Origin of the sequence: Kaistia sp. 32K (assembly GCF_016629525.1) — a bacterium.
Classification (GTDB): Bacteria; Pseudomonadota; Alphaproteobacteria; order Rhizobiales; family Kaistiaceae; genus Kaistia.
The window spans coordinates 1,324,763-1,351,642 of record NZ_AP024269.1; the positions used below are offsets into that span (position 1 = coordinate 1,324,763).

Annotated in this window: 28 protein-coding genes and 1 riboswitch; of the genes, 17 read left to right on the top strand and 11 right to left on the bottom strand. The window is 66.9% G+C overall.

Annotated elements, in window-relative coordinates; translation table 11 throughout:
* Position 1: 1 nt before the first annotated feature.
* A complete protein-coding gene (locus tag K32_RS05820) occupies positions 2 to 499 on the bottom strand; it encodes an invasion associated locus B family protein (protein WP_201403118.1) in 498 nt (165 codons plus the stop codon).
* Between the two features lie 322 nt (positions 500 to 821).
* On the opposite strand from K32_RS05820, the gene coxB reads away from it, so the two are divergent.
* From coxB to K32_RS05860, 8 genes are all read left to right on the top strand, one after another.
* Entirely contained in the window at positions 822 to 1,766 is a 945-nt protein-coding gene (coxB, locus tag K32_RS05825) for a cytochrome c oxidase subunit II (protein WP_201403119.1), read from the top strand.
* 87 nt (positions 1,767 to 1,853) lie between these two features.
* The gene (gene ctaD / locus K32_RS05830; protein ID WP_201403120.1) at positions 1,854 to 3,476 is read left to right on the top strand and encodes a cytochrome c oxidase subunit I; all 1,623 of its coding nucleotides are present in this window, start codon (positions 1,854 to 1,856) and stop codon (positions 3,474 to 3,476) included.
* A 60-nt stretch (positions 3,477 to 3,536) separates the two neighbouring features.
* Positions 3,537 to 4,469, top strand: a complete 933-nt coding sequence (cyoE, locus tag K32_RS05835; protein ID WP_201403121.1) for a heme o synthase — start codon at positions 3,537 to 3,539, stop codon at positions 4,467 to 4,469.
* 11 nt (positions 4,470 to 4,480) lie between these two features.
* Positions 4,481 to 4,639 carry a hypothetical protein gene (locus tag K32_RS05840; protein ID WP_201403122.1) on the top strand — a complete coding sequence of 53 codons (159 nt, stop codon included), beginning with the start codon at positions 4,481 to 4,483 and terminating at the stop codon, positions 4,637 to 4,639.
* A gap of 7 nt (positions 4,640 to 4,646) precedes the next feature.
* Positions 4,647 to 5,240, top strand: a complete 594-nt coding sequence (locus tag K32_RS05845; RefSeq protein ID WP_201403123.1) for a cytochrome c oxidase assembly protein — start codon at positions 4,647 to 4,649, stop codon at positions 5,238 to 5,240.
* Positions 5,241 to 5,261: 21 nt separating this feature from the next.
* Positions 5,262 to 6,101 (top strand): cytochrome c oxidase subunit 3, encoded by an 840-nt coding sequence (locus tag K32_RS05850; RefSeq protein ID WP_201403124.1) that lies wholly within the window; start codon positions 5,262 to 5,264, stop codon positions 6,099 to 6,101.
* Between the two features lie 125 nt (positions 6,102 to 6,226).
* A complete protein-coding gene (locus K32_RS05855; RefSeq protein WP_201404369.1) occupies positions 6,227 to 6,619 on the top strand; it encodes a DUF983 domain-containing protein in 393 nt (130 codons plus the stop codon).
* Between the two features lie 12 nt (positions 6,620 to 6,631).
* A complete protein-coding gene (locus K32_RS05860) occupies positions 6,632 to 7,393 on the top strand; it encodes an SURF1 family protein (RefSeq protein ID WP_201403125.1) in 762 nt (253 codons plus the stop codon).
* A gap of 24 nt (positions 7,394 to 7,417) precedes the next feature.
* Here K32_RS05860 and K32_RS05865 read toward each other — a convergent pair whose 3' ends face one another.
* Positions 7,418 to 8,029 carry a YqgE/AlgH family protein gene (locus K32_RS05865; RefSeq protein WP_201403126.1) on the bottom strand — a complete coding sequence of 204 codons (612 nt, stop codon included), beginning with the start codon at positions 8,027 to 8,029 and terminating at the stop codon, positions 7,418 to 7,420.
* A 131-nt stretch (positions 8,030 to 8,160) separates the two neighbouring features.
* Between K32_RS05865 and K32_RS05870 the strand changes: the two genes are divergently transcribed.
* The 4 genes from K32_RS05870 (at position 8,161) to K32_RS05885 (ending at position 10,269) form a co-directional block, all read left to right on the top strand.
* Entirely contained in the window at positions 8,161 to 8,997 is an 837-nt protein-coding gene (locus tag K32_RS05870) for a protein-disulfide reductase DsbD domain-containing protein (RefSeq protein ID WP_201403127.1), read from the top strand.
* A gap of 80 nt (positions 8,998 to 9,077) precedes the next feature.
* Positions 9,078 to 9,560, top strand: a complete 483-nt coding sequence (locus K32_RS05875) for a peroxiredoxin (protein WP_201403128.1) — start codon at positions 9,078 to 9,080, stop codon at positions 9,558 to 9,560.
* 47 nt (positions 9,561 to 9,607) lie between these two features.
* Complete coding sequence (locus K32_RS05880; protein WP_244669867.1) at positions 9,608 to 9,874, top strand: type II toxin-antitoxin system Phd/YefM family antitoxin; 267 nt, start codon at positions 9,608 to 9,610, stop codon at positions 9,872 to 9,874.
* A gap of 2 nt (positions 9,875 to 9,876) precedes the next feature.
* A complete protein-coding gene (locus K32_RS05885; protein WP_201403129.1) occupies positions 9,877 to 10,269 on the top strand; it encodes a type II toxin-antitoxin system VapC family toxin in 393 nt (130 codons plus the stop codon).
* Between the two features lie 6 nt (positions 10,270 to 10,275).
* On the opposite strand, the gene rnhA is transcribed toward K32_RS05885, so the two are convergent.
* From rnhA to thrC, 7 genes are all read right to left on the bottom strand, one after another.
* On the bottom strand, positions 10,276 to 10,749 hold the full coding sequence (rnhA, locus tag K32_RS05890) for a ribonuclease HI (RefSeq protein WP_201403130.1): 474 nt from the start codon (positions 10,747 to 10,749) through the stop codon (positions 10,276 to 10,278).
* The gene (locus K32_RS05895; protein ID WP_201403131.1) at positions 10,746 to 11,711 is read right to left on the bottom strand and encodes a homoserine kinase; all 966 of its coding nucleotides are present in this window, start codon (positions 11,709 to 11,711) and stop codon (positions 10,746 to 10,748) included. The genes rnhA and K32_RS05895 overlap by 4 nt, the downstream gene beginning before the upstream one ends.
* A gap of 10 nt (positions 11,712 to 11,721) precedes the next feature.
* Positions 11,722 to 12,705: a 4-hydroxy-3-methylbut-2-enyl diphosphate reductase gene (gene ispH, locus K32_RS05900; RefSeq protein WP_201403132.1), complete on the bottom strand. Its 984-nt coding sequence runs from the start codon at positions 12,703 to 12,705 to the stop codon at positions 11,722 to 11,724.
* Positions 12,706 to 12,814: 109 nt separating this feature from the next.
* On the bottom strand, positions 12,815 to 15,688 hold the full coding sequence (locus tag K32_RS05905; RefSeq protein WP_244669962.1) for an EAL domain-containing protein: 2,874 nt from the start codon (positions 15,686 to 15,688) through the stop codon (positions 12,815 to 12,817).
* 174 nt (positions 15,689 to 15,862) lie between these two features.
* Positions 15,863 to 16,450 carry a GNAT family N-acetyltransferase gene (locus K32_RS05910; RefSeq protein WP_201403134.1) on the bottom strand — a complete coding sequence of 196 codons (588 nt, stop codon included), beginning with the start codon at positions 16,448 to 16,450 and terminating at the stop codon, positions 15,863 to 15,865.
* A 218-nt stretch (positions 16,451 to 16,668) separates the two neighbouring features.
* Positions 16,669 to 17,946: a pitrilysin family protein gene (locus K32_RS05915; protein ID WP_201403135.1), complete on the bottom strand. Its 1,278-nt coding sequence runs from the start codon at positions 17,944 to 17,946 to the stop codon at positions 16,669 to 16,671.
* A gap of 40 nt (positions 17,947 to 17,986) precedes the next feature.
* The gene (gene thrC, locus K32_RS05920) at positions 17,987 to 19,393 is read right to left on the bottom strand and encodes a threonine synthase (protein WP_201403136.1); all 1,407 of its coding nucleotides are present in this window, start codon (positions 19,391 to 19,393) and stop codon (positions 17,987 to 17,989) included.
* 267 nt (positions 19,394 to 19,660) lie between these two features.
* On the opposite strand from thrC, the gene K32_RS05925 reads away from it, so the two are divergent.
* The 5 genes from K32_RS05925 to gcvPB all read left to right on the top strand — a co-directional run bounded on the left by K32_RS05925 (position 19,661) and on the right by gcvPB (position 25,264).
* Positions 19,661 to 20,224, top strand: coding sequence for a hypothetical protein (locus K32_RS05925; protein ID WP_201403137.1), 564 nt, complete (start codon positions 19,661 to 19,663; stop codon positions 20,222 to 20,224).
* Between the two features lie 193 nt (positions 20,225 to 20,417).
* Positions 20,418 to 20,515, top strand: a riboswitch (glycine riboswitch).
* A 174-nt stretch (positions 20,516 to 20,689) separates the two neighbouring features.
* The gene (gene gcvT, locus K32_RS05930; RefSeq protein ID WP_201403138.1) at positions 20,690 to 21,841 is read left to right on the top strand and encodes a glycine cleavage system aminomethyltransferase GcvT; all 1,152 of its coding nucleotides are present in this window, start codon (positions 20,690 to 20,692) and stop codon (positions 21,839 to 21,841) included.
* A gap of 26 nt (positions 21,842 to 21,867) precedes the next feature.
* A complete protein-coding gene (gene gcvH / locus K32_RS05935) occupies positions 21,868 to 22,239 on the top strand; it encodes a glycine cleavage system protein GcvH (RefSeq protein ID WP_201403139.1) in 372 nt (123 codons plus the stop codon).
* A 104-nt stretch (positions 22,240 to 22,343) separates the two neighbouring features.
* A complete protein-coding gene (gene gcvPA, locus K32_RS05940; RefSeq protein ID WP_201403140.1) occupies positions 22,344 to 23,687 on the top strand; it encodes an aminomethyl-transferring glycine dehydrogenase subunit GcvPA in 1,344 nt (447 codons plus the stop codon).
* Positions 23,684 to 25,264 (top strand): aminomethyl-transferring glycine dehydrogenase subunit GcvPB, encoded by a 1,581-nt coding sequence (gcvPB, locus tag K32_RS05945; protein WP_201403141.1) that lies wholly within the window; start codon positions 23,684 to 23,686, stop codon positions 25,262 to 25,264. Before gcvPA ends, gcvPB begins: the two co-directional genes overlap by 4 nt.
* 319 nt (positions 25,265 to 25,583) lie before the next feature.
* On the opposite strand, the gene K32_RS05950 is transcribed toward gcvPB, so the two are convergent.
* Positions 25,584 to 26,009 (bottom strand): DUF1284 domain-containing protein, encoded by a 426-nt coding sequence (locus K32_RS05950; RefSeq protein ID WP_201403142.1) that lies wholly within the window; start codon positions 26,007 to 26,009, stop codon positions 25,584 to 25,586.
* A gap of 16 nt (positions 26,010 to 26,025) precedes the next feature.
* The gene (locus K32_RS05955) at positions 26,026 to 26,706 is read right to left on the bottom strand and encodes an HAD family phosphatase (RefSeq protein ID WP_201403143.1); all 681 of its coding nucleotides are present in this window, start codon (positions 26,704 to 26,706) and stop codon (positions 26,026 to 26,028) included.
* Between the last annotated feature and the right edge of the window lie 174 nt (positions 26,707 to 26,880).

Consider the following 26,880-nt stretch of genomic DNA (forward strand, 5'->3'; position numbering starts at 1 on the left):
GCTAGGGCAGGGCGTCGAAGCCGGGGCCGAAGCCCGTCAGCGAGATCGGAATACCGATACCTTCTTCCGGCGTCTGGAAGATGACGAAGGTCGCGGTCTTGCCGTCGCGCAGCTTCTTGATCAGCTCGTCGTCGAGGATGACCTCGGCCAGGCAGCCATCCGGCAGGCAGCGCACGAAACCGGCGCGGCCCATCTCGTTCTGGTCGATCTTCAGGCCGAGGCCGGAGGGCAGCAGCACGCCGAGCGGCGCCAGCACGCGCATCACCTTCGCCTTCTTGTCCGCCGTCTTCAGAACGATGACGGAAAGGCCGACATTGTCGCGGTCCTCGGCCGTCACGAACTGCATCATCGAGCAGACTTCGCCCTGCGCGCCCGGGGGCTTGTCGCAGCGCGTTTCCCAGTCGCCATGCATGCCCTTGGAGACGCCCTGCGCCATGGCGGCGCCGGGCATAGCGGCCGCCAGGGCAGCCGCTGCGAGGCCCGCCTGGACGATTCGCATGGGCCGGAATGCGCCTTGGCGCACAGTCGGAAATACCTTCACCGAGCGATCTCCTCGATTCTCACATGTGTCGCACATCCATGCACGACGGGGTGCGGCGCAGTAACCCTTGCGGGTCGCTTCGGCGAGCGCGATTTGCCGCATCCCATCTCACGATCCCCCGTTGCGAGCCAAAGGGGCATGTGATTTGTCTCGGTCGATATTCGGCCGATTCCAAACTCTGCGCATGGCAGAAAACGCCTTCGGCCTATACTGTTGTGGAAAATGGCGCAACGGAGGCCGTTTTTCGGGTTTCGTTGCGCTGATCGGCTTCGATGCCGCGATGGCATGGATAGGGAGTGAACACGTGACGAAGGCGATCACGCGTCTCGGATCATTTTTGGCGTTCGGTGGAGCGTCTGTGGCTGTCCTCGGCGGACTGACGGGAGCGGCCGAGGCCGCCCAGCCGGCGCCCTGGTCGATGTGGATGCAGCCCTCTGGCTCGCCGATCATGGACATGATCCACCGCTTCAACGCGGGCATCACCATCGCCATGGCGATCGTGGTTCTCGTTGTCCTCTGTCTGCTTGCCTACGTGGTGCTTCGCTTCAACAGGAAGTCGAACCCGGTACCGTCGAAGGTCTCGCACAACACGTTGATCGAGGTCGTCTGGACCCTTGCGCCGATCCTGATCCTGATCGGCATCTCGGTTCCGTCGTTCTCGCTGCTCTTCGCGCAGGCCGACCCGGCCCGCGTCGTTCAGGACTACGATCCGGCCAAGACGCTGACCGTCAAGGCGACCGGCCTGCAGTGGTACTGGAACTACACCTACACCGACCATGACGGCGTCTCCTTCGACTCGACCATGCTCGAGGACAAGGACCGCACCGATCCGGTCAACCAGCCGCGCCTGCTCGCGGTCGACAACGAGATGATCGTGCCGGTCGGCACGGTGGTGCGGATGCAGGTCATCGGCGCCGACGTCATCCACTCGTTCGCCGTCCCGTCCTTCGGCATCAAGATCGACGCCGTGCCGGGCCGCCTGAACGAGACCTGGTTCCTCGCCGAGCGCGAAGGCATCTACTACGGCCAGTGCTCCGAGCTCTGCGGCATCAACCATGCCTTCATGCCGATCGCCATCCGCGTCGTGACGCCGGAGCAGTTCCAGGCCTGGGTCGCACAGGCCAAGGACGATCTGCCGGGTGCCTACAAGGTTCTCGCCGCCGCCGTCGCCAAGGAGAAGGTCGCCCAGGCTTCGGGAACCGCCGTCGAGGTGGCCGCCCGCTGAGGTGGCCGCGTCGCAGGATTGAAATGGATCGGCTCCGGCGCGTGCTCTGCGCCGTGACGCCGCTGGAACACAAAAAGGGAGCAGGCCATGGCCACGGGTGCTGCACACGCTGCTGATCACCACGACCATCCGACGGGTTGGCGTCGTTGGGTCTATTCGACCAACCACAAAGACATCGGCACGATGTACCTGATCTTCGCGATCTGCGCGGGTATCATCGGCGGCGCGCTGTCGGTCGGCATTCGTCTCGAGCTGCAGCAGCCCGGTCTGCAGATTTTCGCCAATCCGAACGTGTTCAACATGTTCACGACGGCGCACGGCCTGATCATGATCTTCTTCATGGTCATGCCCGCCATGATCGGCGGCTTCGGCAACTGGATGGTGCCGATCATGATCGGCGCGCCGGACATGGCGTTCCCGCGCATGAACAACATCTCGTTCTGGCTGCTGCCGCCGTCATTCCTGCTCCTGATCATCTCGCTGTTCGTTCCGGGCGCCACCGGCCACAACGGCCCCTCCGGCGGCTGGACGATCTACCCGCCGTTCTCCGGTTCGGGTCCTGAGGGCCAGCCGGGTCCCGCCATGGACCTCGCGATCTTCGCGCTGCACATTTCGGGCATCTCGTCGATCCTCGGCGCGATCAACTTCATCACCACGATCTTCAACATGCGCGCCCCGGGCATGACGCTGCACAAGATGCCGCTGTTCGCCTGGTCGGTGCTCGTGACCGCCTTCCTGCTGCTGCTGTCGCTCCCGGTTCTCGCCGGCGCGATCACCATGCTGCTGACCGACCGCAACTTCGGCACCACCTTCTTCAAGCCCGAGGGCGGCGGCGACCCGATCCTGTTCCAGCACCTGTTCTGGTTCTTCGGTCACCCGGAAGTGTACATCCTGATCCTGCCCGGCTTCGGCATGATCAGCCACATCGTCTCGACCTTCTCGAAGAAGCCGATCTTCGGCTACATCGGCATGGCCTACGCCATGGTCGCCATCGGCGTCGTCGGCTTCATCGTGTGGGCCCACCACATGTACACGACGGGCCTCTCCTTCGAGACGCAGGCCTACTTCGTCGCGGCGACGATGGTCATCGCGGTGCCGACAGGCATCAAGGTGTTCTCGTGGATCGCCACGATGTGGGGCGGCTCGATCGACTTCAAGGCCCCGATGGTCTGGGCGATCGGCTTCATCTTCCTGTTCACCGTCGGCGGCGTGACGGGCGTCATGCTGGCGAACGCCGGTCTCGACCGCTCCTTCCAGGACACCTACTTCGTCGTCGCGCACTTCCACTACGTGCTGTCGCTCGGCGCCGTGTTCGCGATCTTCGCCGGCTGGTACTACTGGTTCCCGAAGATGTTCGGCTACATGTACAATGACACCATCGCCAAGACGCATTTCTGGGTGATGTTCATTGGCGTGAACCTCGTCTTCTTCCCGCAGCACTTCCTCGGTCTCGACGGCATGCCGCGCCGTATCGTCGACTACCCGGATGCGTTCTGGGGCTGGAACTTCATCTCGTCGATCGGCTCGTACATCTCGGCCTTCGGCGTCCTGATCTTCCTCTATGGCGTCATCGACGCGCTCCTGAAGAAGGTTCCGGCTCCCGACAATCCCTGGGGCCCGGGTGCGACCACGCTCGAGTGGCAGCTGTCGTCGCCGCCGCCCTTCCACCAGTGGGAAGTCCTGCCGCGCATTGGTGAGACCAAGCACTAAGCGCAACAATCAGGGGCCGGGATGCGTCCCGGCCCCCATTTACGAGTAACAGTGACGGCGATGTCTGACGTGCACCTCAACCGGATCGACGCTGTGGCCGGCAATCTCGCTAGCCCCTCCGACTATCTCGCGCTGCTGAAGCCGCGTGTGATGTCGCTCGTCATCTTCACGGCATTCGTCGGCATGATGCTGGCGCCGGGCGGCATTCACCCGGTCCTCGGATTCACGGCGCTGCTCTGCATCGCCATCGGCGCCGGCGCCTCCGGCGCGCTCAATATGTGGTACGACGCCGACATCGACCGGGTGATGAAGCGGACCCAGTCCCGCCCGATCCCGATGGGCAAGATCACCGAGGGAGAGGCGCTCGCCTTCGGGCTGACGCTCGCCTGCTTCTCGGTCGCGCTGCTGGCGCTGTTCGTCAATCTCGTCGCCGGCGCGCTGCTCGCCTTCACGATCTTCTTCTATGTCGTCATCTACTCGATGTGGCTGAAGCGCTCGACGCAGCAGAACATCGTCATCGGCGGCGCCGCCGGCGCCTTCCCGCCGGTCGTCGGCTGGGCGGCCGTGACCGGCAGCGTCAGCATCGAGAGCCTCGTGCTCTTCCTGATGATCTTCATGTGGACGCCGCCGCACTTCTGGGCGCTGGCGCTGTTCAAGTCGCAGGACTACCAGCGCGCCGGCGTGCCGATGATGCCGGTCGTCTCCGGCCTTGCCGAGACCCGCAAGCAGATCCTGATCTATTCCGTTCTCCTGGCGCCGATCGGCGTGCTGCCGACGATCCTCGGCTTCGCCTCCTTCGCCTATGGCGTCGCCGCCGTGGCGCTCGGCGCCGGCTTCGTCTATCTCGCCTGGCGCGTCTTCCGCATGCCGGACAGCGACGAGACCATGGTGCCGGCGCGGCGCCTGTTCGGCTATTCGATCATCTACCTTTTCCTGCTCTTCGCCTTGCTGCTCGTGGATCGCTGCCTTGGCTTGATGGGATTTGTCGCGTGAAGGACATCACCATGAGCGAAGACGGCGTTCGTCTTACCCCGGAGCAGAAGAAGCGCCAGCGCGCGCGTTCGATCGCCATCGCGGCGGTCCTGATCGCGCTCGTCGTGCTGTTCTATGTCGTGACCATCGTGAAGATGGGCCCCGGCGTCATCACCAATCGGCCGATATGAGGGAGCGATGAGCGAGCAACCGAACGGGAAGAATCATGGCTTGATTGCAGCCGCCTGTGGCGTCTTCGTCGTCGCCATGGTCGGGGCCGCCTTCGCCTCGGTTCCCCTCTACAGCATGTTCTGCCAGGTGACCGGCTTCGGCGGTACGCCGCTGCGCGCCGAGCAGGCCCCCACCAAGTCGCTCGACCGCACGGTCACCGTCCGCTTCGACGGCAATGTCGCCAACGGCATCGGCTGGGCGTTCCGGCCCGAGCAGCGCCAGATCAAGGTGAAGCTCGGCGAGGTCCAGGAGGTGAAGTTCATCGCCGAGAACCGGACCGACCGCGTTTCGACGGGCACGGCGGCGTTCAACGTCACCCCGGACCTGACCGGCCAGTATTTCAACAAGATCGCCTGCTTCTGCTTCACGTCGCAGACGCTGAAGCCCGGCGAGAAGGTCGAGATGCCGGTGACCTTCTTCATCGATCCCGCCATGGATGCCAACGCGCAGGCGCGGTTCATCGACACGATCACTCTGTCCTACACCTTCTTCCCGAGCTCCGACGAGCCCGCGGCGCCTGTCGCCGCGGTCAAGACGCAGGAATCGGGGAAATCGCTTTGAGAAAGACCGGGGAGCATCTCCATGGCTGAGGCCCACGCCAAGCAACACGACTATCATCTCGTCAACCCGAGCCCGTGGCCCTTCGTGGCCTCGATCGGCGCGTTCGCGCTGGCGGTCGGCGGCGTCGCCTATATGCATGGCAACAGCCTGCTCTGGCTGCTGCCGGGCCTGATTGTCACGCTCTACGTCATGTACGCCTGGTGGGCCGACGTGATCGCCGAGGGCCAGCAGGGCCACCACACCCGCGTGGTCCAGCTGCACCTGCGCTACGGCATGATCCTGTTCATCGCCTCGGAAGTGATGTTCTTCGTGGCCTGGTTCTGGGCCTTCTTCGACGCCAGCCTGTTCGCTCACGAGGCGCAGAACGTCGCGCGCTACGAGTTCACCGGTGGTCACTGGCCGCCGAAGGGCATCGAGGTGTTCGATCCCTGGCACCTGCCGCTGCTCAACACGCTGATCCTGCTCACCTCGGGCACGACGCTGACCTGGGCGCATCACGCGCTGATCCACGACGACCGCGAGGGCCTGAAGTGGGGCCTGCTCTGCACCGTCGTGCTCGGCCTGATCTTCTCCTGCGTGCAGGCCTACGAATATGCCCATGCGACGTTCTCGTTCGGCGGCAGCATCTACGGCTCGACCTTCTTCATGGCGACCGGCTTCCACGGCTTCCACGTCATCATCGGCACGGTCTTCCTGATCGTCTGCCTGCTGCGGGCGCTCGCCGGCCAGTTCACCGCGAAGGCGCATTTCGGCCTCGAGGCGGCTGCCTGGTACTGGCACTTCGTCGACGTGGTCTGGCTGTTCCTCTTCTTCGCCATCTACGTCTGGGGTGGCTGGGGCGCGCCGATGCACGGCGCCTGAGCCGAGACAAATTCTGCGACGGGCGGCTTCGGCCGCCCGTCTCTTTTTCGGGGTCTTGCCAAGTGGGAAGGCCCAGTCTGTCCGGCGGCTTCGCGCCGCCTTCGAGGAGCCTGTCGTTGAGCGAGATGCACCAGCCGGCCCGCGACACGGCCCTTTATCCGCCTCTGACGCCGTCCAGCACCGGCCTGCGCGGCGGCTGCCCGCGCTGCGGCGAGGGGCGCCTCTTCAGCGGCTTCCTGACGCTCGCGCCGCGCTGCGCCAATTGCGGCCTCGACTATGCCTTCAGCGATGCCGGCGACGGCCCGGCCGTCTTCGTCATGCTGATCGTCGGCTTCATCGTCGCCTTCCTGGCGCTCTATGTCGAATTCACCTTCCAGCCACCCTTCTGGCTGCACGCCCTGCTCTGGATCCCGCTGGTGATCGCCCTGGCGCTCGGCCTGCTGCGGCCTCTGAAGGGCCTGATGATCGCCATCCAGTACAAGCACAAGGCCGAGGAGGGGCAGCTCGACCAGGGCTGATCCCGCACGCACATGTCCCAGTCATCCGTTCGATCGCCCGTTCGCAGGCTCATCTGGCCCACCATCGCGACCCTCGTCGTCTTTGCGATCCTCTGCTCGCTCGGCACGTGGCAGTGGCGGCGCATGGGGTGGAAGGAGGCGCTGATCGAGCATGTCGACAACCGCCTGAAGGACAAGCCCGTCGCGGCGCCCGGGCCGGAGCTGTGGCAGGGGCTCGACCTGGCCGAGGCCGACTACACGCCGGTCACGGTGTCGGGCACGTTCCTGAACGACAAGGAGGCGCATTTCTACGGCGCCCTGATGCAGCCGCGCGGGCCGATCGGCGGCCCCGGCTGGTTCGTGTTCACGCCGCTCCGGACCGATGACGGCTGGATCGTCTATGTGAACCGCGGCTTCGTGCCGGACGCGATGAAGGACGCCGCGAAGCGCGAGCAGGCCCAGTTGGCCGGTCGCGTCACCGTCACCGGCCTGCTGCGCCGGCCGGAGAACCCCGGCATCTTCCAGTCCTCGCCCAACCTCACGAAGAACCAGTGGTTCGCGCGCGAGCCGGCGCACTTTGCCGCCACCGCCGGCCTGCCGGCGGATCAGGTCGCGCCCTACTCGATCGACGCGGACGCGACGCCCAATCCGGGCGGCCTGCCGCAGGGCGGCGAGACGACGGTCACCTTCTCGAACAACCACCTCCAGTATGTGGTGACGTGGTTTGGCCTCGCCTTCGCGCTGCTCGGCGTCTACGGCGTCTTCGTCAACGGCGTTCTGAAGCGGAAGGACTGATCCGCGCATCCGTTCCGGGACGGCTCAGCCGTGCCCGGATTCGCCGGAGAGCATGGCGGGATCGATGCCGATCAGCGCCATGGCGCGATCATATTTCGATCCGAGGTCATGGTCGAAGATCAGCTCGGGGCGGGCGGCGCAGTGCAGCCAACCATTGGCGCGGATCTCGGCGTCGAGCTGCCCCGGCGCCCAGCCGGCATAGCCGAGCGCCAGCATCGCGCTCTTCGGGCCGGAGCCGGCGACGATCGCCTTCAGGATCTCCAGCGTCGCGGTCAGGCAGATGTTGTCGTCGATCGGCAGCGTCGAATTCTCGATGAAATAGTCGGCGCTGTGCAGCACGAAGCCGCGCCCGGTCTCGACGGGTCCGCCGCGCTGCACGATCATTCGGTTGGCGACCGGCGGCAGCCGGATCTCGGGGCCTTCCGGGATGATGTCGAGCTGCATCAGGAGATCGGCGAAGTCGATCTGCGGGGCGACCTGGTTGACGACGATGCCCATGGCGCCGTCGGCCGAGTGGGCGCAGATATAGACGACGGAGCGGGCGAAGCGGCCATCCTCCATGCTGGGCATGGCGATGAGGAGCTGCCCGTCGAGATAGCTTGGCTCGGAGATCGAGCGAAACCGGTTCCCAATCATGGCGCCAAGGGTACCACGAGTGCCCCAAAAGAAAAATCCGGCAGTTCGCGTAAAGGTCGGGACACGAACAAATGATGGGAGAGGCAAATCCCGGTCTGGAGATTGCCGGAATCGACGGATAGCCTTCCGGCATGTTGACCCGGACCTTCGCCGCAACCTGCCTTCTTCTTGCCGCCGCCGCGCCCGCCAGCGCGACGACGGGGCCTTGGGTCGCCACCGACAATGTCCGCGTCCGGCTGCTCGCCACGGCGCCGGCTGCCGACGGTTCGCTGCAGGGCGCGATCGAGATCAAGCTCGAGCCGGGCTGGAAGACCTACTGGCGTTCGCCGGGCGACGCGGGCGTTCCGCCGCGCTTTGATTTCTCCGCCTCCACCAATGCCCGCGACGTGACGGTCAGCTTCCCGGCCCCGGTGCGCTACGACGACGGTTATGCCGCCTCGAACGTGTATCGCGACCATGTCGTGCTGCCGCTCAGGATGACGGTGCCGGATCCCGCCCAGCCGGTGCGGCTCGACGTCGTCCTCGATATCGGCGTCTGCGAGGAGATCTGCATTCCCGTCAACCTCCGGGCCGACCTGGAGCTGCCCGCGGATGCGGACGACAAGGAAGGCGCGCGCGTCATCGCGGCGGCGCAGGCAGCCCTTCCGGGCCCCGGCCGGCCGGGCGAGTTCGAGATCCGCTCGCTGAGGCGCGTCGGCGGATCCGACAAGAAGCCGGAATTCGAGGTGGGCTTCATCGCGGGCAAGCCGTCCGAGGCGTCTCTCTTCGTCGAAACGCCGGGAGACTGGTACGCTGACCCGCCGAAGCCCGTGGCGGCGCCGGGCGGCGAGACCGTGTTCCGCTTCGCCGTCGATCGCAAGTCGGCCGCCGGGCCGATCGACGGCACGGAACTCCATTTGACGCTGACGAATGGCGGCGCGGCGACGAGCCGGACATTCAAGCTCGACGGCGGCGACGCCAGGCCGTAACCTCCCGGCCGTGACACGGTCCCCGTGTCATCCCTTCCGCTCTATCCCTTTCCGTCCAATCGCTATCCATGGAGCCCGCGATGACCATCTCGGTCGGCGACCGCATTCCCGCCGCGAAATTCCGCGTCTCGACCCCCGACGGCGTCGTCGAAAAGACCGACGCCGACATCTTTGCCGGTAAGAAGGTCGTCCTCTTCGCCGTCCCCGGCGCCTTCACCCCGACCTGCCACAAGAACCATCTGCCGGGCTATATCGACCAGGCCGCCGCCATCAAGGCGAAGGGCGTCGACACCATCGCCGTGCTCGCCGTGAACGATCCTTTCGTCATGGGCGCCTGGGCCAAGGCGACGAACGCCGAGGACAAGATCCTGTTCCTCGCCGACGGTTCCGGCGAGTTCACCAAGGCGATCGGCCTGGAGTTCGACCTCTCCACCAACGGCCTCGGCATCCGCTCCAAGCGCTTCGCCATGATCGTCGAGGACGGCGTCGTCAAGACGCTCAACGTCGAGGAAGCAGGCGGCGTCTCGGTCTCCGGCGCGGCGGCGATCCTCGAACTGCTTTAAACGCTGCTTGTTTCCGTAACGGAAACCTTCTAGCTAGGGATTAGCTGATGGGTTTCCGCGCCATGATACGGGTCAAGATGCACGCAGCGAAGACGAACCTCTCCCGCCTCGTGGCTCAGGCCCAGGCGGGCGAAGAGGTTGTCCTGATGCGGGGCGACGAAACGGTCGCCCGCATCGTCCCGATCGTCGGCGGCGACCCGGCCGTCGCGCCGGATACTCCGAGGGTCCCGGGCCGCCTGCGGGGCCAGATCGATTTCGACGATCGCTTTTTCGAGCCGTTTCCGGGGAACGTTCAAACCGCATGGGATCACTAGCCATGCGGCTGCTTCTCGATACCCATGTGTGGCTCTGGTGGATGATGGGGAGCGCGCGGCTGGCGCCGCCGGCGCGCGCGGCGATCGCCGATCCCGCCAACGAACCGCTGGTCAGCGCGGCCTCGATACTGGAGCTGCTGGAGAAGGCGAGGGCGGGCATCCTGCCCGGCCTGCAGCGCCTCACAGCCGACATCGAAAGCGAGATCGACGAGGAGCGCTTCGGCCGGCTGCCGATCACGACGGAGCATGCCGCGCGCGCCGAGACGCTGGCGGGCGCGCATGACGATTTGTTCGACCGGCTGCTGATCGCCCAGGCTCTGATCGAGAATGTCGAGCTTGTCTCCAGCGAGCGGCGCTTCGACGCGTTCGGCGTGCGCCGGCTCTGGGAGGGCTAGTGGCGGTCAGCCGGGCGAGAAGCTTTTCTTCCGGGCCGTCTTGTAGGGCGCCATGCCCTCGCGCGCGAGCTGGTCGGCGCGCTCGTTCTCTTCGTTGCCGGCGTGGCCCTTGACCCAGTGCCAGGTCACCTTGTGGCGCTGCAGGGCCGTGTCGAGGCGCTGCCAGAGGTCGACATTCTTGACCGGCTTCTTGTCCGCCGTCTTCCAGCCATTGCGCTTCCAGCCGTGGATCCAGCCGGTGATGCCGCCCTTCACATATTGCGAGTCGGTATGGATATCGACGACCGAGGGGCGCTTCAGGGCGTCGAGGGCCTCGATCGCCGCCGTCAGCTCCATGCGGTTGTTGGTGGTGTCGGCTTCGCCGCCCTTCAGGTCCTTCTCATGCTCGCCGGCGATGAGAACGGCCCCCCAGCCGCCCGGTCCGGGATTGCCGGAACAGGCGCCGTCGGTCCAGATGGCGATGCGGGTTTCTTCAGTCACAAGGTCAATCCATATGCGCTGACGTCCTTCACCGTGCGGTGAAAGCGCAGCTTCTTCCAATATTCGAGCGGGTCCTTGGGCGCGACGAGCGCGCCGGGCGGTACGTTCAGCCAGTCATAGAGCCGCGTCAGCAGGAAGCGAAGCGCCGAGCCGCGCGCCAGCAGCGGCAGCGCCTGGAGCTCCTCCGGCGTGAACGGGCGCACCTTCTGGTAGCCGTTCAACAGCGCCCGCGCCTTGGTCACGTTCAGCGAGCCGTCCGGCTCGAAGCACCAGGCATTCAGGCAGACGGCGGCGTCATAGGCGAGAAAGTCGTTGCAGGCGAAATAGAAGTCGATCAGCCCGGACAGCGCGTCATGCAGGAAGAACACGTTGTCGGGGAAGAGATCGGCGTGGATCACGCCGCGCGGCAGGTCGGTCGGCCAGGCGGCCTCGAGGATATCGAGCTCGGCCGCGATGTCGGCGGCGAGGCCGGGCAGCACCTCGTCGGCGCGGGCGGAGGCGCGGTCGAACAGCGGGCGCCAGCCGTCGACGGTCAGCGCATTGTGACGGGTCAGCTCGAAGCCTTCGCCGGCGATATGCAGCTTCGCGAGCGCGCCGCCGACGGCGAGGCAGTGATCGGCGCGCGGACGGCGCACCCACATGCCCTGCAGGAAGGTGACGATCGCCGCCGGCCGGCCGGCCAGAGTGCCGAGCGCGTGTCCCTCGCGGTTGCGCACCGGCTGCGGGCAGATGATGCCGCGAGCCGCCAGATGCTCCATCAGGCCGACGAAGAAGGGGAGGTCGTTCGGATCGACGCGCTTCTCGTAGAGGGTGAGGATGTGCGGACCGGCGTCGGTGACGAGCAGGTAGTTGGAGTTCTCGACGCCCTCGGCGATCCCCTTCAGGGACAGCACGGAGCCGATGTCGTAGCCCTCGATGAAGCATGCGAGCTCATCGTCGGCGATCTCGGTATAGACGGCCATCAGGAAAGACTCATTCTGCGGCTGGAAGGCGAAGTTCGCGGGGCAGGTTGAAGGCGATGGTCTCTTCGGCGTTGCGCACGACCTCGACCGAGACCGTATAGCGGGCGGCGAAGGCGTCGATCACTTCCTCGACCAGGATTTCCGGCGCCGAGGCGCCGGCGGTGACGCCGACGCGGCGGAGGTCGCCGAACAGCGACCAGTCGATGTCGGCGGCGCGCTGGATCAGCACGGAGACGGGGCAACCCTCCCGCTCGGCCACTTCGCGCAGGCGCTGCGAATTCGACGAGTTGGGCGCGCCGACGACGATCATCGCGTCGACCCCGCCGGCGATGCGCTTGACCGCCTCCTGGCGGTTGGTCGTCGCGTAGCAGATATCTTCCTTGTGCGGCGCCGTGATCGCCGGGAAGCGCTCGGTCAGCACCTTGACGATCGCCGAGGTGTCGTCGACCGAGAGCGTCGTCTGGGTGATGAAGGCGAGCGCCTCCGGGTTTTTCGGCTGATAGGCCTCGGCATCCGCGACCGTCTCGATCAGCGTGACCGAGCCCTCGGGCAGCTGGCCCATCGTGCCGATCACCTCGGGATGGCCGGCATGGCCGATCAGCACGATCTCGCGCTCGCGCTTGAAATGGATCTGCGCTTCCTTGTGCACCTTGGAGACGAGCGGGCAGGTGGCGTCGAGGAAGAACATCTCGCGGGCGCGGGCGTCCTCGGGCACGGATTTCGGCACGCCATGGGCCGAGAACACGACAGGCTGGCCGTCATCCGGGATCTCGTCCAGCTCCTCGACGAAGACGGCGCCCTTGTCGCGCAGGCCGTCGACGACATAGCGGTTGTGCACGATCTCGTGCCGGACATAAACGGGGGCGCCGAAGCGCTCCAGCGCCAGCTCGACGATCTGGATCGCGCGGTCGACGCCGGCGCAGAAGCCGCGCGGCGCGCAGAGCAGGATCTCAAGCGGCGGCTTGGCGGAGGAGGGGGAGACGGCGTCGGCCATGCTGGGTTCTCGGATCGACATCAGACGGGAATAGAGGGACCGGGCCCGCCGCTGTCAAGCGGCGGTTCCGCCTCCCGCTTCGCGCGCGGCGTCCTTCCGCCGCGGCCTCTCAGGCGATCAGCGCCTCTTCCTCGCGGAAGATCAGCTTGCTGGCCTCGGTCGCGGTCATGGCCTGGCCGAACAGGAAGCCCTGCGCGTATTCGCAGCCGAGATCGTAGAGATCGAGCGCGTCGTCCTCGGTCTCCGCGCCCTCCGCCACGACGTCCATCTCCAGCTCGTGCGCGAGGCCGATGATGGCGCGCAGGATGACGCGCTTCTGCTTGGCCGAGGGGCCGCGCACGAAGCTCTGGTCGATCTTCAACGTCTCGAACGGGAAGCGCTGCAGATAGGAGAGCGAGGAATAGCCGGTACCGAAATCGTCGAGCGACAGGCCGGCGCCGAGCTCGCGCACGCGGGTCAGCACCTGCGCCGCATATTCCGGGTTCTCCATCACCAGGCTCTCGGTCATCTCGAGCTTGAGCGAGCCGCGGGTGACGGCCGAGCGGGAGAGCACCGACTTCACGTCATTGATGAGGTCGTGCCGCAGAAGCTGGCGGCTGGAGACGTTGACGGAGACGAACAGCGGCACGTCGCGGCCGAGCTGCTCCTGCCAGTCGGAGAGCTGCTTGGCGGCGCGCTCGAGCACGAACAGGCCGAGCGGGATGATCAGGCCGTTGCGCTCGGCGAGCGGGATGAACTCCGCCGGCGGGATGCGGCCATGCTGGGGATGGTCCCAGCGCGCCAGCGCCTCGAAGCCGGCGATCGTCCGGTCTTCCAGCCGCACGATCGGCTGGTAGAGCACCTTGATCTCCTCACGGCCGATGGCGCGGCGGAGATCCGCCTCCAGCGTCAGCGTGTCGGCGCCGTGCTGGCGCAGCGCCGGCCGGAAGGCCTCGATGCGGTCGCCGCCGAGGCGCTTGGCGTAGTACATGCCGATCTCGGCGTCCTTGACGATCTCCTGCGCGTCGCTCTGCTTGCCGTCATGCATGGCAATGCCGATCGAGGCGGTCAGGAAGATTTCCTTATCGCCGAACGAGATCGGCGCGCGCAGCGTGCGGCGGACCGAATCCGCGAAGCCGGCGATCCGCTCGGGCTCGCTCTCCGAGATCAGCAGGAAGGCGAACTGGTCGCCGGAGATACGGGCCAGCGTATCCTGCGGCTTCAACAGGCGCGTCAGCCGGCGGGCGATCGTCAGCAGGATCGAATCGCCGACCGACAGGCCGAAGCCGTCATTGACGTGCTTGAATCGGTCGAGGTCGAGCACGAAGACGGACGGGCGCGCCGCGCCCTCGGCCTGGGTGCGGGTGACCGCCGAGGCGAGCCGGTCCATGAACAGTTCACGGTTCGGCAGGCCGGTCAGGTTGTCGTGCACGGCATCATGCAGCAGCCGCTCTTCCGCCGTGCGCTCCTCGGTAACATCGGCGAGCGTGCCGACGCAGCGGGTCACTTCTCCGTCCGAACCGAGCACGGGGCGGGCACGCAGGTGGAACCAGCGATAATGGCCGTCCTCGGCGCGCAGGCGGAAATCCTGGGCGATGCGGCCGCGGCGCTGTTCGATGACGGCGTCGAGCGTCGCCTTGAAGCGGTCACGGTCGGAGGGGTGCAGCACGTCGAGCCAGTCGCGGGCCGGGCCTTCCAGCGCGCCGTGCTTGAGGCCAAGCAGGTCCTCGGCGTCGGTGCCTGTATAGATGCGGTCGCGCGAGACGTCCCAGTCCCAGACGATGTCGCCGGCGCCGGTGAGCGCCAGCGCCCGTCGCTCGGTCTCGCCGATGGCGCCTTGGGCGATCGCGCCGCCGGCGAAGGCGTGCTGCATCACCGTGAAGCCGATCAGCAGCACGATCAGCACGAGGCCGCCGTTCAGCGCCGGCTGGATGACGTCGTTGGTGAGATTGCCGGTTACCGTCAGATAGGCGCCGAGGATCCAGACCATCAGGAGAACCCAGGTCGGGATCAGCATGATGGCGCGGTCGTAGTGGTGCACCGCCAGATAGAGGATGACGACGAAGCCGAGCGTGACGGTCAAGCCGAAGGAGAAACGGGCGACGCCGGCGGCGATCCCCGGCTCGAACACGGCGACGCCGAGCAGGATCAGCAGGCCGACGAGCCAGGCGATCGTCGCGTGGCTATAGCGCGCGTGCCATCGGTTCAGGTTCAGATAGGTGTAGGTGAAGATCAGCAGCGTCGCCGACAAGAGCACCTCGGCGAAGGCGCGCCACATCTTGTCGTCGCCGGGCGCGATCTGGATCACCTTGTTCCAGAAGCCGAAATCAATCGCGAGATAGATCAGGACGGACCAGGCGAGGGCGGCGGTCGCCGGGAACATCGCCGTGCCCTTGACCACGAAGACGATGGTCAGGAACAGCGCCAGCAGGCCGGAAATGCCGAGGACGATGCCGTGATACAGCGTGTAGCTGTTGATGGCGTCCTTGTAGTTGTCGGGATCCCAGAGATAGAGCTGCGGCAGCACGGGGGTGCGCAACTCGGCCACGAAGGTGACGACCGCGCCGGGATCGAGCGTGATGCGGAAGACGTCGGCTTCCTGGCTCGGCTGCCGTTCCGGCGCGAAGCCCTGGCTCGGCGTCACGGTCGCGATGCGCGAGGCGCCGAGATCGGGGATCAGCAGGCCGGAATTGGCGAGGCGGAAATGCGGCGCCACCAGCAGGCGGTCGATCTGCTCGTCGCCATTGTTGGTGAGCGCGAAGGAGACCCAGTAGGAGGTGCCGCCGCCTTCGTTCGAGCGAACCTCGATGCGGCGGACGATGCCGTCCGCAGCGGGCGCCGTCGACACCTGGACGCGATCGGACGGATCCCGCGACGCACGTTCGACAGCCCGGGTGAGGTCGAGCGTCGTGCCGTCGAGCGGGACGTTGACGGCGTCGAGCGCCTGGACATGCGTGGATGTGCCCACGACCGCGAGCAGAACGAAAAAGACCGCGGCGACGATGCGGTTAAGCAACAAACAAACCTCCAGAGCCCGAAGGCCGTCGAGCAGTACTATCCGCGCCGGGACGGCACAAGGAATTTTCGGCCGCGTGACAAGTTAGCGACAGAACGTCGGGACTTGATGGCGACGGTTCGTCGGAACTTGCGGGCGCGCGCCGGGGCGGTGTCGTGGGCGTCATGGTCGTGGGTCATCGCTGACAATCGCGTAGAGCAGGTGGTCTTGCCACCGGCCTTCGATGCAGAGGTAGCGACGGGCGTAGCCTTCCCGCGAGAATCCGGCTTTTTCGAGAAGGCGGATGGAGGCGGCGTTGTGGGGCAGGCAGGCGGCTTCAAGGCGATGCAGGCGCAGCGTATCGAAGACGAAGGGAATGACGGCCTTCACGGCCGCCGTCATCAGTCCCTTGCCGGCATAGGGCGCCCCCATCCAGTAGCCGAGCGAGCAGGATTGGGTGACGCCGCGCACGACATGCGAGAGCGTGAGGCCGCCGACCAGCTGCCGGCCGTCGGCGGTGAAGACGAGAAACGGGTAACCGGTCGATTCGCGGATTTCCCGCTGGTAGCGACGCAGCCGTCGCTTGAACGCGCCGCGCGTCAGGTCGTCGACCGGCCACAGCGGCTCCCACGGCGTCAGGAAGGCGCGGCTCTCGGCGCGGAGGCTCGCCCAGGCGGCGAAGTCGGAGAGAGCGGGCGGGCGAAGCAGCACCATGCCGGTCCGGATTTCCGGCATGGGGTGGAATGGCACGACGGATCGCAGAAATTCCATTTGTCGTGCCGCGCCCCCGCTCCGCACTAGATCCCTTCATCGTTTCATGGAAGCGACGGAGGGATCTAGCTATTTGTTTGGTCGCGTTTTCTCGACGCGAACCGGGATCCACTTCGCTCGAAAACGCTCTGGCACCCAGCGTGACCATTCAGGCTGGATCGAACGTTCCCATTTCCCGGCCCGCTTCCGGGCCAATCCGGACCGTCCAGCGGTGAGACTCAGGCCGCCACGATGGGCGACCCGAGGCGCGTGGCGATCTCGTCGCGGCCGATCAGCTTCTCGATCGGGCCGATCGCGGCGACGGTCGGCGGGCTGCCGGTAAAGATGCGCTGGGCGAGGTCGCGCACGCGGGCGACGCTGACGTCGTCGATGCGGGCGACGATTTCCTCGACCGGAATGGGGCGTCCGAACAGGAGCATCTGCCGGGCCACCTGGCCGGCGCGGGCGGCCGGGCTTTCCAGGCTCATCAGCAGGCTGGCGCGCATCTGGGCGCGGGCGCGTCCGAGCTCGGCCTCGGTGATGTCGAGGCTCGCCCGCTCCAGCTCGCCGAGCATGACCGGCATCAAATCCTCGATGTCGTCGCCGCCGGTCGCCGCGTGGATGCCGAACAGGCCCGTGTCGGCGAAGCTCCAGTGGAAGGCGTAGACGGAATAGCAGAGGCCGCGCTTCTCGCGCACTTCCTGGAACAGGCGCGAGGACATGCCGCCGCCGAGCAGCGAAGCGAGGATCTGCACCGCGTGGAAGTCGTCGGACTTGTAGGGCATGCCCTCGAAGCCGAGCAGGATCTGCGCTTCCATCAGGTCGCGCGTCTCGCGCATGTCGCCGCCGCGGTAATGCGCGGCGATGCCGTCGGTGAGCTCGGCCGAGGGAAGCGAGGAGAAACGGTCTTCCGCCAGCTTGACGAGCGCGTCGTGGTCGATGGCGCCGGCCGCGGCCAGCACCATGTTCGGGCCGTGATAATGGCGATCGAGATAGGTCGAGAGATCATGCGAGCGCGTGCGCCGCACCGTCTCCTCGGTGCCGAGGATCGTCCGCCCGATCGGCTGGTCGGGGTAGGCCCCTTCGACGAAGAAGTCGAAGACGCGGTCTTCCGGCGTGTCGAGCGAGGCGCCGATCTCCTGCACGATGACGTGCTGCTCGCGCTTCAGCTCGTCGGCGTCGAAGGCCGAGTTGCAGAGGATGTCGCTCAAAATGTCGACGGCGAGCTCCGCGTCCGGCTTCAGGATGCGGGCGTAGTAGGAGGTCGTCTCGACGCTGGTCGCGGCGTTCAACTCGCCGCCGACCGCCTCGATCTCCTCGGCGATGTCGGTGGCGGAGCGCTTGTGCGTTCCCTTGAACGCCATGTGCTCGAGCAGGTGGGAAATGCCGTGCTCCGACGTTTCCTCGCGCCGCGAGCCGGCGCCGACCCAGACGCCGAGGGCAGCACTTTCCAGGTGATTCATGTCGTGGGTCGCGACAGTCAGCCCCGACTTGAGTTTCGTCACCTGCACGGTCATGCGCGGATCACCGGCGTCAGCTTTGCGTCGAGCACCATCTTCACACCTTTTCGTGGATGGCGCGGGCGCGGGCTTCGACGAAGCGGGCGATGGCACCGATGTCGTTGGGAAGAACGGTGAAGCGTTCCTCCCGCTGCATGAGATCCCCGAGCCAGGCGGGCAGGGCAGGGTCGATGCCGGTCGCCGCCTCGACGGCGGCCGGGAACTTGGCCGGATGCGCGGTCGAGAGCGTCACCATCGGCGATGAAGTGACCGGCTGGCGCGCGGCGACGGCGAGCGCCACGGCGGTATGCGGGTCGGCCAGGTAGCCGGTCGAGGCGAGCGTGTCGCGCATGGTGGCGTCGGTCTCGGCCTCGTTGGCGCGGCCGGCGGCGAACTCGCCGCGGATGCTTTCAAGCGCGGCTTCCGGAATCGTGAAGGCGCCGGACTGGCCGAGGCTGTCCATCAGGCGGCGCACCGTGTCGCCGTCGCGGCCGGCGGCCTCGAACAGCAGCCGTTCGAAATTCGACGAGACCTGGATGTCCATCGAGGGCGACTGGGTCGGCACGACGCCCGTCGTCTCGTAGCGGCCGCTTTCGAGCGTGCGCGCCAGGATGTCGTTGGTGTTGGTGGCGATCACCAGCCGGTCGATCGGCAAGCCGATCTTCTTGGCGACATAACCGGCGAAGACGTCGCCGAAATTGCCGGTCGGCACCGTGAAGGAGATCGAGCGGTCCGGCGCGCCGAGCGAGAGCGCGGCGGTGACGTAATAGACGACCTGCGCGACGATGCGGCCCCAGTTGATCGAATTGACGCCCGAGAGCGAGACCCGATCGCGGAAGCCGTGGTCGTTGAACAGGCCCTTCACGATCGCCTGGCAGTCGTCGAACGTGCCTTCGAGCGCGATGGCGTGGACGTTGGCGTCCTGCACCGTCGTCATCTGCCGCTGCTGCACCGGCGAGACACGGCCATGCGGGAACAGGATGAAGATGTCGGTGGCGGCGCGGCCGCGGAACGCCTCGATCGCGGCGCCGCCGGTGTCGCCCGAGGTGGCGCCGACGATGGTCGCGCGCCGGCCGCGTTCGGCCAGCACATGGTCCATCAGCCGCGCGAGCAGCTGCATCGCCACGTCCTTGAAGGCGAGCGTTGGGCCGTGGAAGAGCTCGAGGATGAAGCTGTTCGGGCCGGTCTGCACCAGGGGGGCGACGGCCGGATGGCGGAAGGTCGCGTAGGCCTCGGCGCACATCCGCTTCAAATCGGCATCGGCGATCTCGCCGGCGACGAACGGATGGATCACCGCATAGGCGACCTCGTCATAGGGACGCCCTCTCAGGCGCGCGAAGCTCTCGGAAGAAAATGCCGGCCATGTCTCGGGGACATACAGGCCGCCGTCACGCGCGAGCCCAGCCAGAAGAACGTCGGAGAAGCCGAGCGCGGGGGCAATGCCGCGCGTGCTCACATATTTCACGGAAGAAACGCCTCCACATGCGGCCAGACTTGTGGCAAGCCGCCCTTTGCTGCAACCCTATCGTCGCGGGATGCGGCGGGCAAGGTGCGGCGGGTCGTCAGCCACTAAGTCGCCAAAGATCAATCGGACTGTTATAGACGTCGCGCATCAGCGTCGAGGATTATTGGGATGCATGGTTCTTCTTTCGGTGGCTCGAGCGCGTCGCGTCGCCTCGTGGCCTTTGTTTCGGTGGCCGCCCTGGCTGGCCTGGTCTCCGCTTGTTCGAGCGTGACCGATGGCTCGTCATCCGGTGGTGGCGGCAATGTCGTCAACAATGCGCTCTTCGGTGCGCCGAACAAGAATCTGCAGAACGCGACGATCGTCTCGGCCGAAAACTTCGGCTACACGGTGAATTGCCCGCCGGTCGCGGTGCGGCCCGGCACCGAGGAATTCAAGGTCCTCGCGCCCGGCAAGCCGGACCCGATCACCGGGGCCGGCCCGCCGGTGGTCTACCAGGTGGCGATCACCGACACGGCGCGGGAATGCTTCAAGGCGCCCGGCGGCGGCGTGACCGTCAAGCTCGGCATCAAGGGCCGCGTCGCCTCCGGCCCGGCCGGCAAGGCGCAGACGGTCAACGTCCCGGTCCGGGTCGTCGTCATGGAAGGCCGTGACAAGGTGCTGAAGTCGGAGCTGCATCGTATCGCCGTGCCGCTGCAGGCGCCGGAGCTCGCGGCCGACTTCACCAAGATCGACGAATCGATCGTGGTGCCGATCTCCGAGGGCAACACCGACTTCCACATCTATGTCGGCCTCGACGACAAGGCGACGCCAGCCAAGCAGCGTCGCAGCTGACGATCTAGCTTCGCAGCGGACGATCCGGCGTCGCAGCTGACGACGAGGCGTCGCAGCTGAGATCGCCGTCTGCCGCACAATGAGGCAGGATCGCGCGCGCCGTCGATTGACAGGGGCGCGCGCGAACCTACAGTAGCTTCCAAGCTGGGTCCGTGTCGCGACCCGGCCGAGCCGGCGCCCTCGGGCGCAGGCTGAACGACCGCCGGGAGAGACCGAAGGGGTGAAATCCTCGTCGGCGCCGAAGGAGCAACCGCCCCGGAAACTCTCAGGCCAACGGACCGGACGGTCGGCGACGCTCTGGAAAGCAGCCCTTGGTCGGGATTCCCGACCCTTGGCTCACCGAAGGAGTAGCCGCCTCTGCCGCATCGGCAGGGCGGGAAATCTCTCAGGTTCTCGGACAGAGGGGGCGCGGAACAGGCCATTCAGGCCTGCCCGTGCCAACGACTCTGTTCAGGGATCCGGTGCATGGCTGATTCGGCCACTACAGAAGACATCCTGCTCGAGACGCCGCTCGCCGGCCTCCATCGCGAACTCGGCGCCCGCATGGTGCCGTTCGCGGGCTATTCGATGCCGGTGCAATATCCGCTCGGCATTCTCTCCGAACACAACTGGACCCGCGACAGCGCCGGCCTGTTCGACGTCTCGCATATGGGCCAGGCCTATCTCGTCGGGCCGGACCACGCGACGACGGCGCGCGCGCTGGAGGCGCTGACGCCCGGCGATTTCCTGGCGCTTGCGCCCGGCCGCGTCCGCTACACGCTGCTGACGACGCCCGAGGGCGGCATCATCGACGATCTGATGGTGACGCGCTCGGCCGATCCCAGCGAGGACGGCACGCTCTATCTGGTCGTCAATGCCGGCCGGAAGGCGATCGACTACGCCCATATCGCGGCCAATCTGCCCGAAGGCGTCCAGCTGGAGATCGCCGGGCAGCTCGCGCTGATCGCCCTGCAGGGGCCGAAAGCGGCCGAGGTGCTGGCGCGCCATTGTCCGGATTCGGCCGCCATGGGCTTCATGACGGCGATCCGCACGACCATCGACGGCATCGACTGTCACATCAGCCGCTCCGGCTATACCGGCGAGGACGGCTACGAGATCTCGGTCGTCGAAGACCATGCCGAGCCGTTGGCGCGCGCGCTGCTGGCCGAGCCCGAGGTCGAGCCGATCGGCCTCGGCGCCCGCGATTCGCTCCGGCTCGAGGCCGGGCTCTGCCTCTATGGCCACGACATCGACGAGGCGACTTCGCCGGTCGAGGCCGATCTCGGTTTCGCGCTCGCCAAGCGCCGCCGCGCCGAGGGTGGTTTTCCGGGCGCGGAGCGCATCCAGGGCGAGCTCGCCGATGGGCCGGCGCAGCTCCGCGTCGGCATCAAGCCGGAGGGCAGGGCGCCCGCCCGCGAGGGCGCCGAGATCCGCGACGCCGCCGGTCGCCAGATCGGCATCGTCACCTCGGGCGGCTTCGGCCCGACGGCCGGCGGCCCCATCGCCATGGGCTATGTCGCGGCCGAGCACGCCGCGCCCGGCACGCCGGTCACGCTCGTCGTCCGCGGCAAGGATCTGGCCGCCACGGTCGTGCCCATGCCCTTCGTCCCGCACCGCTATTTCCGCAAGCAAGCCTGAACGGCCTTTCCAGGGAAGACCACCACATGACCGTCTATTTCACCAAAGACCACGAATGGGTCCGCCTCGAAGGCGACTCGGCCCTTATCGGCATCACCGATTATGCGCAGTCGCAGCTCGGCGACGTCGTCTATGTCGAGCTTCCCGAGGTCGGGAAGACCTTTGCCAAGGGCGACGAGGCGGCGGTGGTCGAATCCGTCAAGGCGGCGAGCGACGTCTACGCGCCGGTCTCCGGCCTCGTCATCGCGGTCAACTCGAAGCTCCCGGATTCGCCCTCGACCATTAACGACGCGCCGGAGAGCGACGGCTGGTTCATCCGGCTGACGCTGACCGAGCCCAGCGAACTGGAGGGCCTCCTGGACGAGGCGGCCTACCGGGCCTTCGTCGAGACGCTCTAGGCCGGTGGGCGGGAACCCTTCCGCCACCTCTCGCCCAAAACCCTCACCCGACGGCGCCGCCGTCGACCTCTCCCCCGGGGAGAGGTGAAGGAGAGAACCAGAAGATGCGCTATCTTCCCCATTCCGACAGCGACCGGCAGGCGATGCTGGCGACGATCGGCGTCGGCTCGATCGACGACCTCTTCGCCGACATCCCGAGCGATCTTCGCGTGCACGGGCTCGACCTGCCGCGCGCCGCCGGCGAGATCTCGGTCGAGCGCACGCTCGGCCGGCTTTCGGCGCAGAACGTATCGGCCTCGTCCGTGCCGTTCTTCGTCGGCGCCGGCGCCTACAAGCACCATGTGCCGGCCACCGTCGATCACCTGATCCAGCGTTCCGAGTTCCTGACCTCCTACACGCCCTACCAGCCGGAGATCACGCAGGGGACGCTGCAATATCTGTTCGAGTTCCAGACCCAGGTCGCGCACCTGACCGGCATGGAGGTGGCGAACGCCTCGATGTATGACGGCTCGACCGCGACGGTCGAGGCGGTGCTGATGGCGCACCGGCTGACCAAGCGCGGCAAGGCGGTGCTCTCCGGCGGCTTGCATCCGCATTACCGCGCCGTGGTCGAATCGCTCTCACCCATGGCCGGCGAAACGGTCGACGCGCTGCCGGCCGATCCCGGAGGGACCGAGGACATCCTGGCCGCGATCGATGCCGACACTTCCTGCGTCGTCGTGCAGTCGCCCTCCGTCTATGGTCATCTGATCGATCTCGCGCCGATCGCGGCGAAGGCGCATGAGGTCGGCGCGCTGCTGGTCGCGGTCTTCACCGAGGCGGTCTCGCTCGGCCTCGTCGAGCCGCCGGGCGCGCAGGGCGCCGACATCGTCGTCGGCGAGGGCCAGTCGATCGGCAATGCGCTCTCCTTCGGCGGCCCCTATGTCGGGCTGTTCGCGACGCGGCTCAAATATGTCCGCCAGATGCCGGGACGGCTCTGCGGCGAGACGGTCGACGCGGAAGGCCGGCGCGGCTTCGTGCTGACGCTCTCGACCCGCGAGCAGCATATCCGCCGCGACAAGGCTACCTCGAATATCTGTACGAATTCAGGGCTTTGCGCGCTCGCCTTCACAATCCATATGACGCTGCTCGGCGAGAAGGGCCTCTCGCGGCTGGCGCGGATCAACCACGCCAATGCGGTGAAGCTCGCTGAATCGCTTTCTGCGCTTCCGGGCGTAAGCCTCTTGAATGACTCGTTCTTCAACGAGTTCACGATCCGGCTTCCGGGCGACGCGGCAGAGATCGTGGAGAAGCTCGTCGAGAAGGGCGTGCTCGCCGGCGTGCCCGTCTCGCGGCTCGAACCCGGCAAGCCGGAGCTCGCCGATCTCCTGATCGTCGCCTCGACCGAGGTGAACACGGATGAAGACCGCGCCGCCTTCGTGGCCGCGCTCGCGGAGGTGCTCGCATGAGCATGCACAGCCAGGGTCGCCCCACCGTCGCCGCCACCGCCGCGACCTCCGACACGCCCGATACCTTCACCGGCAACCGCGCCCTGCAGATCGAGGAGGCGCTGCTGTTCGAGGTCGGCCGGCACGACGTCACCGGCGTCGATCTCGACGAGCCGGCGGAATTTTCGCCGCGCCTCGGCGGGCTCGCGCGCAAACGGCCGATCGATCTGCCCGGCCTCTCCGAGCCGGAGACGATGCGCCACTATGTGCGGCTCAGCCAGAAGAACTACGCCATCGACAGCGGCCTCTATCCGCTCGGCTCCTGCACGATGAAGCACAATCCGCGCCTGAATGAGAAGATGGCGCGGCTTCCCGGCATCGGCGACGTGCATCCGCTGCAGCCGCTCTCGACGGTCAAGGGCGCGGTCGAACTGATGGCGGAGCTCGGCCGCTGGCTGATCGAGATGACCGGCATGACGGCCGTGGCGCTGTCGCCCAAGGCCGGCGCGCATGGCGAGCTCTGCGGCATGATGGCGATCAAGGCCGCGATCGCCGCCAAGGGCGAGACGCGCAACATCGTGCTGGTGCCGGAATCGGCGCATGGCACCAACCCGGCCACCGCGGCCCTGATCGGCTTCAAGGTCGTCACCGTGCCGGCGCGCGCCGATGGCACCGTCGCACCGGAGGCGGTGAAGGCGCTGCTTTCGCCGGACGTCGCCGCGATCATGCTGACCAACCCGAACACCTGCGGCCTGTTCGAGCGCGACGTCGTCGAGATCGCCGCCGCCGTTCATGCGGCCGGCGCCTACTTCTACTGCGACGGCGCCAACTTCAACGCCATCGTCGGCAAGGCCAAGGTCGGCGAGCTCGGCGTCGACGCCATGCACATCAACCTGCACAAGACCTTCTCCACCCCGCATGGCGGCGGCGGTCCTGGCGCGGGCCCGGTGGTGCTGTCCGAGCGGCTCGCCGCCTTCGCGCCGCTGCCCTTCGTCCGCATCGAGGCGGATGGCCCGGTCCTCGTCGAAAGCGAGGAGGCCCTGTTGCCGGGTGAAACCCCCTTCGGCCGCATGACCGCTTTCCACGGCCAGATGGGCATGTTCGTGCGGGCGCTTTCCTACATGCTGTCGCATGGTTCGGACGGGCTGCAGCAGGCGTCGGAGGACGCGGTGCTCAACGCCAACTATGTCCGCGCCGGCCTGCGCGACCTGATGAGCCAGCCCTCCGGCGACCGCACCTGCATGCATGAGGTGCTGTTCGACGACACGTTCCTGGAGGGGACCGGCGTCACCACGCTCGATTTCGCCAAGGCGATGATCGACGAGGGCTATCATCCGATGACGATGTATTTCCCGCTCGTGGTGCACGGGGCGATGCTGATCGAGCCGACCGAGTCGGAATCGAAGGCCTCGCTCGACCTCTTCATCGCGACGCTGCGCGATCTGGTGATGAAGGCGAAGGCGGGCGATCTCGAGCGCTTCCAGCAGGCGCCGCGCTTCGCCCCGCGCCGCCGCCTCGACGAGACGCGCGCGGCCCGTTCGCCCAAGCTCAAATGGGAAAAGCCGGAGCCGTGGGTGGAGGCTGCCGCGGCGGAGTAGGGGCAACCCTCACCCCGACCCTCTCCCGCTCGCGGGAGAGTGGGCTCGCCTGTGTCGGTCCTGGCGATCGCAGGCAGCCGAACGGTCAGGTCCTCACTGTTTCGCCCAAATGCGGGCTATCGCGCTGATCGGATCTTGCCACCCTCCGCCGTCATCCCGGCGAAGGCCGGGATCCATACCCACAGGCCTGTATCCGATAGGCTGAGCCAAGCTTTCCTGGGTCGGTGTTCATGGGCCCCGGCCTCCGCCGGGGCGACGGCGCGCTTCCTTGCAAAGGCCTCCTCAGGAAGAGGTGAAGGTAACCCGCCGGGCCAGACGCTCAGCCCCCGGCCAGCCGCGTGCCCTGGAAGCCGCCGCCGGCGACGCTGTCGCAGAGCCCCGACCATTCGCAGCCGCCGCAGGCCGTGCGCGTGGTCCCGGCGGCGAAGGCGGCACGGAAGCGGGTAAGCGTCATGGCGTCGAGGGAAAGCCGGAAGCCCGGCTGGACGGGCGCGTCGAGCAGGGCGGCGATCGAGGCGGCTGCCTCGGCGTCGCGCTCCAGCACGCTTTCATTGTGGCAATGCGGGTCCTCGGTCGACAGCAGCGGCGCGCAGACGTCGTCCGGGCCGGTGACGAGGAGGATGTCCTCGCCGCGCGTCAGCCGCGCGGCGATCAGGTCGTAATTGGCGCAGAAGTCCGGCGTGTAGCCCTTGCCGACATAGGTCAGCATGCAGAGCAGGTGATGGGCGCGGAGCCGGACCGTCATGGGTGCGCCCCGCGGCTCAGAGGTCGTCCGGGTTCCAGGCGGCCAGCGCCTCGATCGTCGCCGGCAGGTCGGCCATGCGGTTGATCACCGTGATGGCGCCGGCGGCGGTCAGCGCGTCGGCATGGCCGGGCCAGGAGTGCATGCCGCCGGTGAAGCCGATGACACGCATGCCTGCGGCGCGGCCGGCATGGATGCCATGGGTCGAATCCTCGACGACGATGCAGTCCTTCGGGTCGACGCCGAACTCCGCCGCGCCGTGCAGGTAGACGTCGGGGGCCGGCTTCGGCTGCTTGTTGCGGACGGCGACGGCCGAGAAGATGTAGGGCCGGAAGCGGTCGTAGAGCTCGGTCTTGGTCAGCGAGATCTTCAGCCGCTCGGGCGAGGAGTTCGAGCAGATGCAGCGCGGGTAGTCGAGGCGATCGAGCATGTCCTGCACGCCGGGGATGATTTGCAGGTCCTTGGCGAGGCGCCGGTCGAGCTCCGCATTGGTCTCGGCGTGGAAGTTCTCCGGCAGCGCGTGGCCGAGATCCGCCTCGATCAGCTTGGAGATGCGCTCCCAGGTCAGGCCGGCGAAGCGGTGCGACATTTCCTCGACCGAGATGTCGTAGCCGATGGCGGAAAGCCGTTCGCTGTCGACGCGGGAGGAGATGATTTCGGAATCGACGAGCACCCCGTCGCAATCGAAAAGAACAAGCATAGGGACTTCCGGTCGGTATGAGCGCGATCTCGAATTCCGGAAGTTCGGCTGAGACGGCGCGTTGCAAGGGAGCGAAGAGGCAGGGTCGAGCGCGGAGGAGGATCGAACCCGCGAGCCAGCGGGCTCTCTACCAGATCGCGGCGGAACTGTCTTGGCCCGTTCTGTCGCGACTCT